11 protein-coding genes are annotated in these 12,631 nt (G+C 35.5%); 2 read left to right on the top strand and 9 right to left on the bottom strand.

Going from position 1 to position 12,631, the window contains the following annotated elements:
* Nucleotides 1–546 precede the first annotated feature (546 nt).
* From proC to hmpA, 3 genes are all read right to left on the bottom strand, one after another.
* Complete coding sequence (gene proC, locus U8D43_RS20575) at nt 547–1,347, bottom strand: pyrroline-5-carboxylate reductase (RefSeq protein WP_335873020.1); 801 nt, start codon at nt 1,345–1,347, stop codon at nt 547–549.
* A 508-nt stretch (nt 1,348–1,855) separates the two neighbouring features.
* Entirely contained in the window at nt 1,856–2,701 is an 846-nt protein-coding gene (locus tag U8D43_RS20570; protein ID WP_335873019.1) for a DegV family protein, read from the bottom strand.
* Between the two features lie 353 nt (nt 2,702–3,054).
* Complete coding sequence (gene hmpA, locus U8D43_RS20565; RefSeq protein ID WP_335873018.1) at nt 3,055–4,281, bottom strand: NO-inducible flavohemoprotein; 1,227 nt, start codon at nt 4,279–4,281, stop codon at nt 3,055–3,057.
* A gap of 165 nt (nt 4,282–4,446) precedes the next feature.
* Here hmpA and U8D43_RS20560 point away from each other — a divergent pair, with 165 nt between their 5' ends.
* Nucleotides 4,447–4,884 (top strand): Rrf2 family transcriptional regulator, encoded by a 438-nt coding sequence (locus U8D43_RS20560; RefSeq protein ID WP_335873017.1) that lies wholly within the window; start codon nt 4,447–4,449, stop codon nt 4,882–4,884.
* A gap of 55 nt (nt 4,885–4,939) precedes the next feature.
* On the opposite strand, the gene U8D43_RS20555 is transcribed toward U8D43_RS20560, so the two are convergent.
* The 5 genes from U8D43_RS20555 to deoR form a co-directional block, all read right to left on the bottom strand.
* Nucleotides 4,940–5,368, bottom strand: a complete 429-nt coding sequence (locus tag U8D43_RS20555) for a cytidine deaminase (RefSeq protein WP_442893640.1) — start codon at nt 5,366–5,368, stop codon at nt 4,940–4,942.
* Nucleotides 5,361–5,531 carry a XapX domain-containing protein gene (locus U8D43_RS20550; protein WP_335873015.1) on the bottom strand — a complete coding sequence of 57 codons (171 nt, stop codon included), beginning with the start codon at nt 5,529–5,531 and terminating at the stop codon, nt 5,361–5,363. Before U8D43_RS20550 ends, U8D43_RS20555 begins: the two co-directional genes overlap by 8 nt.
* 14 nt (nt 5,532–5,545) lie before the next feature.
* The gene (deoC, locus tag U8D43_RS20545) at nt 5,546–6,220 is read right to left on the bottom strand and encodes a deoxyribose-phosphate aldolase (protein ID WP_335873014.1); all 675 of its coding nucleotides are present in this window, start codon (nt 6,218–6,220) and stop codon (nt 5,546–5,548) included.
* 239 nt (nt 6,221–6,459) lie between these two features.
* Nucleotides 6,460–7,674 carry a NupC/NupG family nucleoside CNT transporter gene (locus U8D43_RS20540; protein ID WP_335873013.1) on the bottom strand — a complete coding sequence of 405 codons (1,215 nt, stop codon included), beginning with the start codon at nt 7,672–7,674 and terminating at the stop codon, nt 6,460–6,462.
* Nucleotides 7,675–8,140: 466 nt separating this feature from the next.
* Nucleotides 8,141–9,088 carry a DNA-binding transcriptional repressor DeoR gene (deoR, locus tag U8D43_RS20535; RefSeq protein WP_335873012.1) on the bottom strand — a complete coding sequence of 316 codons (948 nt, stop codon included), beginning with the start codon at nt 9,086–9,088 and terminating at the stop codon, nt 8,141–8,143.
* Nucleotides 9,089–9,906: 818 nt separating this feature from the next.
* On the opposite strand from deoR, the gene U8D43_RS20530 reads away from it, so the two are divergent.
* Nucleotides 9,907–10,521, top strand: coding sequence for an acetate uptake transporter (locus U8D43_RS20530; RefSeq protein WP_335873011.1), 615 nt, complete (start codon nt 9,907–9,909; stop codon nt 10,519–10,521).
* Between the two features lie 251 nt (nt 10,522–10,772).
* Here U8D43_RS20530 and speD read toward each other — a convergent pair whose 3' ends face one another.
* Entirely contained in the window at nt 10,773–11,579 is an 807-nt protein-coding gene (gene speD / locus U8D43_RS20525; protein WP_335873010.1) for an adenosylmethionine decarboxylase, read from the bottom strand.
* Nucleotides 11,580–12,631 lie beyond the last annotated feature (1,052 nt).

Below are 12,631 nucleotides of genomic sequence, written 5' to 3'. Positions count from 1 at the left end.
GGTTTCGTAAACGGGGTTTTATCCACCAAAAAAGAGGCGACCTCAGACCTGCATTAACAGGATGAACAGTTTAATGCATCATTAAACCGCTAGACCCCATTTTCATTCATTGCGGTGTCTGACAGGACATGGGGTTTCGTAAACTTTGTTGCTCCTAACACAAAGAAAAAATAGGCAGTAGGGTTTTTTCGATTGATTTCTTCCTTTTTATCTAGAAATGAAGAATTTTTCAATAGGAAAAGAGCACGAAGTCATATAAATCAAAGATTTTACTCCTATCCGAAAAACCACTACCTTTTCAAAAACAGACTTATTAAAGACGAAAATTGAGAAAATCCCCTTTACTAATGACAAAAAACAAGCATAAGATGCTTGTTTTTCTAAAGTGCTCCCATTCCAAGCAATATTGCTGTTCAAAGTAGTAGATAAAAAATGGAATCTTAGCCTCTATTTCCTATGTTTGGACAAAATCATAGAATGAATAGAGGATTCTACTAACTAATCAACAATATTGTTTTTGAAAGAAGCCTTGGTTAAATGGATCTATTAATTTCCTAATTCGCTTGTTTTCCTTCCACACTCCTCCATCGCAGCCAATATCGCTCCACGAAATCCTTCCTTTTCTAATGTAGAAACGGCTTCAATCGTCGCACCACCTGGTGAGCAAACTTGGTCTTTTAAAGCAGCAGGGTGTATGTTCGTTTCAAGAACCATTTTGGCTGCACCATATACAGCTTGCGCTGCTAGTTGATAGGCTTGTTTTCGATTAAGTCCTTGAAGTACACCCCCATCTGCCAAAGCCTCTATCATCATAAAGACATAGGCTGGTGATGAACCGGCCACTGCTGGAATACTGTCCATCAATACTTCTTCTACTTCTTCTGACTTACCAAAACTAGTCAAAAGTAAGACAATTTCTTGTTTTTCACTAGGAAGGAGGTTGGCAGTACAAAACGCGGTCATCCCTTCTCCCACTAGTGATGGAGTATTAGGCATTGTTCGCACAATTTTAGTTTCTTTTCCGACTAATTCCTCTATTTTCATTGTGGTTATACCCGCGGCCATCGTCACGATAATCTGGTCTTGGATTGCAGATTTAATCTCTTTCAAAACGCCTTCATATTGGTTCGGTTTAACAGCGATAAACAACATGTCTGCAAATTGAGCAACCTCTACATTTTCCTTTGTACTCTTCACATTAAAATCTTCTGTTACCCTTTGAATCGTTAAATCACTTTTCGCACTTACCATGATGTCACTAGGGTCTACTATTTCTGAACGAATCATCCCCCCCATCATCGCCTTTGCCATATTTCCACAGCCTATAAATCCAATTCTTTTGTTCATTATAATTCCTCCCACTGCATTCTCAAAATTCATGTACGCTTATCATATCAGTATTGGTCTATTGAAGAAAAGCGTAAGGTGACAGGAGCTAGATGTTAGTTTGGAATAAAGTTTAATCAAAAACATATCACAAACCCTAATATTATCGATAACAAAAGGCTGTTTTCGCAAAGATTGTGGCTTTTCGAATATGAAGGAATCCCTTGACTTGTATGACTTCGTGCTCTTTTCCTATTGAAAAATTCTTCATTTCTAGATAAAAAGGAAGAAATCAATCGAAAAAACTCTACTGCCTGTTTTTTCTTTGTGTCAAGAGCAACAATGTATACGAAAAGAGCTTACTGGAAAAATTCATTTAAGTAAAATGATGCAACTTTTTTATAAAAGGTATCACTTTCTTCAAAACAGTACATCTTTCTTTTAAATTCACACTAGAAAGGGCAGCCTTTTTTTCATTTATACTATCTTATTTCCGCACAAAAAAAGTACCTACAATAAGGCACTTTTATTATTTCTTAATCCAAGATAACCCCATGGTTCCCTGACCCGTATGAGAACCAGCAACTGGACTTAAAATAGTGGTCGTAAATCTAATATTTGGGTAGATTTTCTGAAGCTCTTCTTTCCACTCTTCAGCGATTGAACGGTCATTTCCATGCACAACACTTGCTTCTTTGATTTTATGTGAAGCTTCATCAAATATTTCATAAAGACGCTTCTTTACCTTTTTAACCGTCCGAACCTTTTCTGATAGAATCACTTTTCCATCCTCAAACTTAATGATAAGTTGCAATTTAAGTAAATTGCCAATAAAGGTTTGAGTTGTAGATAAACGTCCACCCTTTTGAAGTTGCTCTAAACTCCCAGGTACCAAATACAAACGAGCTTTATCCGGCAGTGTACGTATATACTCAACAATCGTTTCATAGCTTTTACCGGATTTTTCAAGCAGAATTCCTTGTTCAATCATATTCCCTAATGCATATGAACCTACTTTCGAGTCAATCACTTGCACTGGAAATCCAACCATCTCGGCTGCCATTAGAGAGCCTTGGTAAGTACCTGTTAAAGAGCTTGAAGCATGAATGGCAATACCGTATTCATACTTCTCTTTTAATTCTTTAAACCGCTCTACAAATTCACCAATAGCTGGTTGAGACGTTTTAGGAAGAGCATCAGATGCTGACAGTTTTTCGTAAAACTGTTCAGCCGTTATCTCTATATTTTCTTTATAGGATGTATCTCCAAAAATAACATTTAGCGGGATAACTTCAATGTTATGTAATGAAATAAATTCTTCTGAAAGAGAACATGTACTATCTGTTATCCACGCAATTTTCTTTGATTTTCCCATGTATAAATCTCCTTATATGCTTAAGCTGAAATATTATTCAAATGATAATATTAATTGTTCTCACTATACCACTTACAGGGTGCAAGGTAAACCTGGCAAAGGTGATTGAATTGGTATTTCACTTCTTAATTAATGAACTTTTTGGTCACATTTCGATCTTAAGGTTTCCACTAAAAAAACAGCCTATGAACAACGTACCCAACAACTTGTTTTCTTTAATAATATATCCTTAGAATCGTGTTATTGTTGATAATCAAGTGGAAAGAGATTGGATGTTATCTAAATAAAAAGCCAGCAAATTTTGCTGACTTTTTTATAAAGGCTCTTTTCGAAAACAGCCATATTAAATTTTGTTATTCTTCGATATCCATTGCTGGTCCAAAAAACTCGTAGTGAATATTGCTTGGATTCACACCCAAATCTAGCAGATCTTTATATAATTTTTTCATAAAGACTGCTGGTCCACAGAAGTAATATTGAGCTTCTTCAGTCGGAAGAATTCTTCGTAACCACTCTTTTTCAATGTACCCAGCTTTATCATATTTTTTTGCTAGTTTATCCTTCTCAGTTGGTGAATCGTAACAAACAAAATAGTTTACATTAGAATTTTGTTCTTGTATATTACTCAGTTCATCTTTCATTCCATGAAATTCGCTATTCCGAGTTGCATGAATAAAAAAGATATCTTTTTCAAACTTCTTCTCAATTAAATGATTCAGCATACTAACCATCGGCGTTAATCCAACACCACCGCTGAGGAGAACCACTGGTTGGTTTACGTTGTCTAATAAAACGAAATCTCCAGCAGGTGCCGTAATTTCTAGCTCATCTCCTTCATTAATTGAACTATGAAGAAAATTTGAAACCATTCCTGCAGGTTTTTCATTTATCTCTTCTTCTTTTTTTACAGAAATCCGGTAATAATCCTTTGTTGGCGAATCGGATAAGCTATACTGACGAATATGTGTAAATTCACTGTTAGGGATAGTGACTCTGACACTAATGTATTGACCAGGTTGAAAACTAGCTAACTTGTCACCATCTTTAGGTTTTAAATAAAAAGAAGTGATAACATCACTTTCTTTTTCTTTCTTTGAAACAATAAATGATTTAAACTCTTTCCATCCACCGACTTGATTTTCTGCTTCTTCATACATATCTTTTTCAACACTAATGAAAACATCTGCAATCAGACCATATGCCACTTCCCAAGCTTCCATTATTTCATCAGTTGCTGCATCCCCTAAGACATCTTTGATCGCTATTAAAAGGTATTTACCTACAATCGGATAATGCTCTGGCTTTACATTTAGACTTCTATGTTTATGAGCAATTTGCTTAACAACAGGAATGATGGCTTCTAAATTATCGATGTATTTCGCTGCTGCGTAGACTGATGCCGCTAAGGCTTTTGGCTGTCTTCCTTGTTTTTGATGGGCATGATTAAAAATATTTAGTAATTCAGGATGATCTTTAAACATTATTTTGTAGAAGTGTTTTGTGATTGCTTCTCCATGTATTTCTAAAACCGGAACTGTAGATTTAATAATATCAATCGTTCTTGATTGTAATTGTGTCATAAAAACTTCCACCTCTTCTTAAAGATATATTTTAAATACATCTTTAATGTATCAATTGTTTTATTATAAAGCAATATATGAAATACATCTTTTGAAAATTGTTCACATTTCCCCGCTTATATTTTGTTACAATAATAATATGTAATAAGAAATGAGGTTAGATTCATGCATTTAACCACCTATACCGATTATTCGTTAAGACTTCTTATTTATTTAGGGTCCCAACCGAATGATCAATTAACCAATATAAAAGAAGTTGCTCAGTTATATAGTATTTCTAGTAATCACTTGAGTAAAATTGTCTTTGATCTCGGAAAGATGAATTTGATTCAAACGATTCGTGGTCGAAATGGAGGTATCCGCTTGATAATGCCACCCGAAGAAATAAATTTAGGCTGGCTTATTCGCCAAACAGAAGAAGGATTCACTATCGTAGAATGTTTTAATGAAAGCAAAAACAAATGCGTCATTTCTGATCATTGTCGTTTAAAGCATGTCTTAAATGATGCTCTCTTTGCTTTTATCAATGTTTTAGATCAATATACTTTAAAAGATATCATTATTGAGCCCGACCTTCTGGGAATAGGAGAAAAAAAGGCATAGCGTATAAACGCTATGCCTTTCCTTTAGGGGTAAAATTGTCTACCGCATTCTCACTTTATTTAATTAAATCTTCTGGAGAAAAAGCACCAGGTAATAATTCCTTTACAAGCACCTTTTCAATCGCTCCATCTAAATTTGTAAGAATGACTTCCATGTCCCCATCACACAACTCGGATAACACTTGTCGACATGCACCACAAGGCGGAACTGGTCGTTTCGTGTCTGCAACAACAACCATCTTTTCAAATTCACAATCGCCTTCAGAATAAGCTTTGAATAGTGCCGTTCGTTCGGCACAATTACAGAGACCATATGAAGCATTTTCTATATTGCTTCCCCAATAAACTTCTCCAGTTTTAGAAAGTAATGCAGCCCCTACCTTAAAATTTGAATAGGGTGTATAGGCTTTTTCTCTTGCAGTAATCGCTTCTTGAATTAACGTTTTTTCCTCCATGGAATTCACCTCTTCATTAGGATTATGCATTTATTAGCTTTAATATCCAATCAACCAAAACGCCACCGAAGTAGACACCAAATATTCCCATTACACCTGCAAGTACAGGTGGAGCAGGTAAAGGCAGTTTCATAAACTTAAAAACAACGCCGATGATAATCCCTGCAAGGACACTTAATAAAACCTCTTTCATAACTTATCCCTCTTTTAATAGTCTTTTGTCGAAACCTCACCGTTCACAATTGAGACACCTGAACTTGCTCCAATACGAGTTGCTCCTGCTTCTATCATAGCTAGAGCATCTTCACGACTACGAACTCCACCGGATGCTTTAACACCTAGCTCTGGTCCAACTACGTTTCTCATTAGAACGATATCTTCAACAGTCGCACCACCTGTTGAAAAACCAGTTGATGTTTTCACAAAATCTGTACCTGCAGAAACGGCTAGCTTACACGCACGCTCTTTTTCCTCATTTGTTAGTAAAGAGGTCTCTATAATAACTTTTGTTAAGGCTTTTCCTTTTGCAGCTTCTACAACAGCACGAATATCTGCTTCAACAAGCTCATTATTTCCATCTTTTAATGCACCAATATTAATGACCATATCTACTTCTGTAGCACCATTTTCAATGGCATTTTTCGTTTCAAATGCCTTTACTTCCGTTGTGCTCGCACCCAAGGGAAAACCAATAACTGTACAAACTTTCACTTTTGGTGTGTCTTTAAGAATTTCTGCTGCTGTTTCTACCCAGGTTGGATTTACACATACAGAAGCAAAAGAATGTTCCATGGCTTCTTTTGCTAAAATGATAATTTCCTCTTTCGTTGTGTTTGCCTTTAACGCGGTATGATCAATCATTGAACCAATGGATGTTGTCATAAAATTACTTCCTTTCAATTTTCTCTTTTTTTATGGCTGTTTAACAAAGTTTATTGCTTTTCGTATCCATTTATTTTCGATGGGAATTAACAGTTAAATGGAATATTTATTCAAAAACCAAGTGAAATATCCACAATGTATAGGAAAAGATCCTTGATTATTGATGTTTCTTATCAACCATTTAGTGGTCAAATGTAGTTAGAAAGAGGAGAGGTCAAGCCTCTCCTCCTCCTTCTAAATTATAGAAGCATTCCTGCGATTGAAGCACTCAATAAAGATGCTAACATCCCTGCCATTACAGCACGTACTCCAAGTTTTGCAATATCTGGTCGGCGTTCTGGAGCCAAGCTACCAAGTCCACCTAAAAGAATCCCCATTGAAGAAATGTTGGCAAATCCACAAAGAGCAAATGATACGACAGCGACTGTTTTTGGTGATAGATCTGCAATTTGTGGAGCGAATGATGCATACGCCACAAACTCATTCAAGACAAGCTTTTGTCCAATAAATCCACCTGCTGTGATCGCTTCTGACCATGGAACACCAATTGCAAATGCTAGTGGTGCAAATAGGTAGCCTAAGATAGATTCTAAAGTTAAACCATCCAAATTAAACCATCCACCAACAAACCCTAAAAGGCCATTGATTAAAGCAATTAAGGCAATGAATGCCAGAAGCATTGCCCCTATATTTAAGGCTAACTGGAGACCCACACTTGCTCCTTTAGCAGCGGCGTCAATTACATTTGTTGATTCTGTATCTTTTTCCATTTGAAGATTATCAGATGAAACGGCTGTTTCCGTTTCAGGAATCATGATTTTGGCAATGATTAATCCTGCAGGAGCTGCCATGAAGCTTGCAGCTAATAAATACTCAAGTGGGACACCAAGTAGAGAATACCCAATTAGTACAGAACCTGCAACCGATGCAAGTCCCCCAACCATTACAGCGAATAACTCGGATCTAGTCATTTTAGCTAAATATGGTTTAACAACAAGTGGCGCTTCCGTTTGACCAACGAAAATATTTGCTGCCGCCGACAATGATTCTGCTTTACTTGTACCTAGAAGTTTTGATAGCGCTCCTCCAAGAAGTTTAATAACAAGTTGCATAATCCCTAGATAGTATAGAACCGATATAAGTGAGGAAAAGAAAATCACGATTGTAAGCACTTGGAATGCAAAAACAAATCCAATTCCTTCTGCTGCAAATAACCCACCAAATAAGAAGTTAACCCCTTCATTTGCATAATTTACAATCTCATTTACACCTAATGAAAGTTTCTTTAAGCCCGCTCGTCCAAGCTCCCATTTTAATACGATAAATCCAAAAGCAATTTGAATCGCTAAACCGCCTAAAATTGTTCGTAGATTAATAGACTTACGATTACTGGAAAAAATAAATGCGATTGAGAATACAACTAATATACCTGCAATTCCCCATAAAATATTCATTGTGCTCACCTCAGAAGTAATTTAGTATTTGAAAATGAAAACTACCTGTTACCGCTTTCATTAACTTTACATTTGTTACTATAACAGAAACTCTGAACAAATGTAATATCTCTTTTAAACATTTGTAACATAAAATTTTACCAGTTCATTATTCTGTCAAATTTTTTGTCGAAAATTATTTCCCTCAATAAAAAAAAGAAGCCTAGGCTTCTTTTTTATTCGGCTGCTTTCGAACAGTTGTTTCATTTCAATCCAGTCAATAAACGTTGATATAGCTTTGTTTCGGGGCATTTTTTCGCTTATTTTTGATGAACATCAGCAGCAGTAAAACAGAGGATTCCACCTAAAATTTGATAATATAGCCTTTTATTTTAATGTTTACAAAATTTCACGATTATCTATCGACACTCACTATTTTGTACAGTTCATTAAAGAAGTTCGACATTATTTTCCTATCATCCCTGCTTTACTCGATCTCTTTATCTAATAAAAAGCGAGCTGTGAATTGATCAGTAACCAGGATATTTGCATACTTCCCTTTAATCGCACCATAGATTCCATCAATTTTTTGAGCTCCACCAGCAACAAGGATAGATTGTTCTTTGGCTTTTAAATCTTCTAAGTTTATGCCTAAGGTTCGTTCGTTTAAGCTTTCATTACAAATTTCACCATTGAGGTCAAAAAAACGAGAACAAATGTCTCCTGCTGCTTGCGGATAGAGTGTGTTCAAATCCTCTTCTGTAAAATAACCTAATTGAAACAAAAGCGATTCGGACTTTACTGGACCAATTGTAAATAGAGCAATATTGGCCTTTTTTCCTAATTCTAATATCCTCTTTATATGACGATCTGCCTCCATCGCTTGTTTTACGACCACATGATCCACAATAGCTGGCAGTGGTAAATGATGTGGGGTAGTCGTATACGCTTTACCGAAAAGATAAAGAATTTCTGATGCATATGTGTTTGTTTCCGAATGACTAACGCCACCCTTCAGCTGAACAACCTTTACATCTTTAACAAATTTCTGCTTCAGTTCAATCGCAATATGATAGAGCGTTGTTCCCCATGTGACACCAATAATATCATTGTCCTTTACCGTTTCATGCAAGTATGTCGCCGTTTTTTCACCTAAATAATTTTTGATTATATGATCATCATACTGTGGAATCGATACCACTATCGCCTTTTTTAAACCGAATACTTTCTCCAGTTTATTTGACAACTGTTCTACGTCATCAGTCGGATCGCTTATCGTAATTTGTACGATGCCTTTTTCTTTTGCTATTTGTAAAAATCTTGATACAGTTGGACGGGACACTCCTAATTTTTTCGCAATATCGCTTTGATTATAATCTAATAGATAATACAGTTTTGCTGCCTCAATTACTTTTCTTAGTTTCTCCTGCTCCATAAAGTTCACCTGCAATATTTTACATTTGTTAATATAAACATACCCTTAAATTTTACAAATGTAAATATTCTGTCATGATTTTTTCCTGGAAAATAAAGCGCATACATAAATTTGTTGCCTTCACCAAGTTAACATGCACATTAAACTTGTCTCAGTTGCTCTCCTAAATAAATTGCTAACTCTCTGAATCCTTGAATTCCGGCTATCACTTTTGCTTGATTTTGAAGAAATTCATTTCGAGCGACTTGCATTCTATGATTCCGTAGTACCAGTTTGTATTTTTTTATTATTGGATGATCGAATTGATTCAAGATCTCAAATTTGGTTAGTACTAGACTACTTTGGTAAATGAATTCTCCACTAGCATCCAATTTGCAGACATCAGCTAGGCATAATTCAAATCCAGCCAATGAAGCACGATGTTTGTGTATTCTGATGCTAAACGGTGCCCTCTTGTGTGATCATTCGATAATAATACATCCTTCAGGAGGCATACTAGATTGATACAATTCCCCTTCACTTCAAACACCATTCTTCATACGGAAGGTTAAATGCATCTAAATATCACGTTAAATCCTTCATCCTCACTTTTTTCACGAATGATGTATATCTATTTCATTCGTCTTCCCTCTATTTATCATCATCTCTCTAATTCACATTATTCCCCCTTATTTAATTGGTTTTTTCACACTTAATTATTTTCAGAATAATTTCAGAAAAAAAGATCAACTAGTAAGCATCTTTCATTTTTTCCCATTGAAAGAGAGAGTGATTTTCTGTATTGTAATCTAGTTATGTTTTTTTAGGAGGATAAGGAAATGAATTCAACTTCAACTCAGAAAGTACAAATTACAACCGCAGATCCTTCTGCGATAGGCTTATTTGGTTTAGCAATGGTCACTTTGGTTGCATCATCCCAAAAATTAGGTTGGACGGAAGGTGTTTCTTTTGTCCTACCATGGGCTATTTTTCTAGGTGGATTTGCTCAACTTTTTGCTAGTATTCAGGATGCTAAACACAACAATACATTTGGGACAACGGCTTTTGCTGCATTCGGACTGTTTTGGCTAGGCGTGGGAACATCGTGGCTCTTGCAATTTGGAGTCTTTGGAGAGGCGGCGGCTGGAGCAGTTGATCCTAAACAATTAGGAATTGCATTTATAGGGTACTTAATTTTTAGTCTATTTATGACAATTGGCGCTATGGAGACCCATAAGGTCTTATTCATAATATTTGTTCTAATAGATTTTTTGTTTATCGGACTATCGCTCTCAAGTTTAGGGTTTATGCCCGAATTTACTCACAAGATTGCAGCCATTTCAGAGTTCTTAATTGCGATTATGAGCTTTTACGGGTCGGCCGCTTCCGTTTTAAACACTCATTTTGAAAAAGTGTTTTTACCTGTTGGTAAGCCTTTTGGACTTTTTAAATAAGACTATTCCGCAGAGTTTGCGGCTTTTCATATCAGTTAATAATCCATGGTATAGGTTCGCCTCGGGGCAGCATTCCATCTAATTTTGATGGAAATCAACATTGAAATGGAAGATTTAATCAGAAATCAGACGCAATAACTATAATGTATACGAAAAGATCCTTAAATAATGGTACGCAAAAAAAGAAGCTCCAATGAGCTTCTTTTTTTGCGTAACTTCTGCTCAACATCTATCTACAAACTAATTAGAATTTAACTCATATTCTTCCCATAAAAAAGTTCATCCATCTCGACAATTAGTTTTTCAGTAATTTCATCTTGCTCTTCTGCCGTCAGATTTTCTTTTGTAGATCCAAATAAATATTGATCTAAATCGAATTTTTTCAGTTTACATTTCGTATGAAATATATTTTCTTGATATACATTCACATCAATCATGTCGAATTGTTCTTGCACATCATCTGGAATATAGTTTTGAATCGAGTTAATTTCGTGATCAATAAACAATTTATGTCCCGTAACATCCCTTGTAAATCCTCGTACTCGATAATCAATCGTCATCACATCTGTTTCAAAAGAATGGATTAAATAGTTAAGCGCTTTTAAAGGTGATATCTCCCCACAAGTGGATACATCAATATCTGCACGGAAAGTGCTTATTCCATCATCAGGATGATATTCAGGGTATGTGTGAACTGTAATATGACTCTTGTCCAACGCACCTACTACAACATTTGGAATTGGACCCGGTGACTCATCTAGTGCTTCGATATGTTCTTCATGTACGGGACCTTCAGACACTAAAATTGTGACACTAGCACCTTGAGGATCGTAATCTTGTTTAGCTATATTTAAAATATGAGCCCCAATAATATCCGTTACAGTAGTTAATATTTTGGTTAGTCGTTCTGCATTATACTGTTCATCGATGTATTCAATATATGCTTCTCTTTCTTCCCGCGTTTTTGTGTAACATATATCGTACATATTAAAACTAAGTGATTTGGTTAGATTATTAAATCCGTGCAATTCGATCCTTTGCTTCGGAGTTAGATTCATGTCCAATTCCCCCTATCTTTTTGCTAAGTATCTGGGAAGTATTTAAGGTTTATCTTCCCCAATTCCGTTCAAACCAATCACCAATATTTAAGCTGGTGATTTAAAACACATTTTGTCGCATCCTTTTTAATTTCTCGACTTTTCTTGAGTGACATTGAATATTTTAAGCTTACATTAATCCGCATGTATACAAATCAAATCCAAATTATTGACCAAAACAAACTTTTCCACACAGATATTGACTGAAGAACCTTTAAGATCTATGTTTCCTTCCTTAAATGGATCTTAAACTTCTTCATTCGGCTCTAATATCAGCACTCATATAAACGCTACACCGCTCGTATTGTTTAAGGATATTTTCACAAGGCTTTTTTCGTATACATTGTGGCCCTTTCAGCTGACTTTAGATTAAATCCTTCTTCTCACAGCAGATTTCCACCAAAAACAGACGAATCCAGCTTCAGTGGCTAGCTAAAACCTCATTCACACACCATCGAAATGCTCCTTCATTACGATTGATAAAAACCAATCTAGCGATATACATTTGTACAGATCAACATCTTCGTTATTCAAACTCGCTACTATCCCAGTAACATCGATTGTTCTCATAAAAACAAGTTGAATTCCCCATTCAAAATAATCCTCTTTACAGAATAGACTGCATATTGTTTTAGTTCAAATAATTCGAACTAAAATTATCCATTTTTCCAAGATGATTTCGATTGAAATAGTCAAAATCACTCACTGTTCAGTAAGCGATCAGAAAGGACATCTTGTTTCTTATTCATTTTTCTCTAGTTTTTTATATGTATTATAGCAAGAGTGTTGATTAACCAATTAAATCCAGTAAAAAACTACAAAAAAGGACGCCCTTTTAGTAAAATTGTTGTTACGACACAAACAATTTGAAAAGGAGCGTCCCTATGAAACAGTCTACCACTTTCCCAAATTTGATTCAAAAGTTAATTCTGCCAGAAGAGATAAAAATCGCCACAAAACTCTCTGGTTATAAGGATAAAAGTACTAAATTTGATGTAATGACACTCGTTTGT

This window comes from Bacillus sp. 2205SS5-2 (assembly GCF_037024155.1).
Classification (GTDB): Bacteria; Bacillota; Bacilli; order Bacillales; family Bacillaceae_K; genus Bacillus_CI.
The sequence above is the reverse complement of the archived record's forward strand: the minus strand, read 5'-3'. Positions and strand labels throughout refer to the sequence as shown.

Coding starts and splice junctions, on each gene's coding strand:
- U8D43_RS20550 (WP_335873015.1), bottom strand. CDS start 5,531: ATGAAAGAGGTTTTATTAAGTGTCCTTGCAGGGATTATCATCGGCGTT.
- U8D43_RS20530 (WP_335873011.1), top strand. CDS start 9,907: ATGAATTCAACTTCAACTCAGAAAGTACAAATTACAACCGCAGATCCT.
- deoR (WP_335873012.1), bottom strand. CDS start 9,088: ATGGAGCAGGAGAAACTAAGAAAAGTAATTGAGGCAGCAAAACTGTAT.
- U8D43_RS20570 (WP_335873019.1), bottom strand. CDS start 2,701: ATGGGAAAATCAAAGAAAATTGCGTGGATAACAGATAGTACATGTTCT.
- U8D43_RS20560 (WP_335873017.1), top strand. CDS start 4,447: ATGCATTTAACCACCTATACCGATTATTCGTTAAGACTTCTTATTTAT.
- proC (WP_335873020.1), bottom strand. CDS start 1,347: ATGAACAAAAGAATTGGATTTATAGGCTGTGGAAATATGGCAAAGGCG.
- U8D43_RS20540 (WP_335873013.1), bottom strand. CDS start 7,674: ATGAATATTTTATGGGGAATTGCAGGTATATTAGTTGTATTCTCAATC.
- hmpA (WP_335873018.1), bottom strand. CDS start 4,281: ATGACACAATTACAATCAAGAACGATTGATATTATTAAATCTACAGTT.
- deoC (WP_335873014.1), bottom strand. CDS start 6,220: ATGACAACATCCATTGGTTCAATGATTGATCATACCGCGTTAAAGGCA.
- U8D43_RS20555 (WP_442893640.1), bottom strand. CDS start 5,368: ATGCATAATCCTAATGAAGAGGTGAATTCCATGGAGGAAAAAACGTTA.
- speD (WP_335873010.1), bottom strand. CDS start 11,579: ATGAATCTAACTCCGAAGCAAAGGATCGAATTGCACGGATTTAATAAT.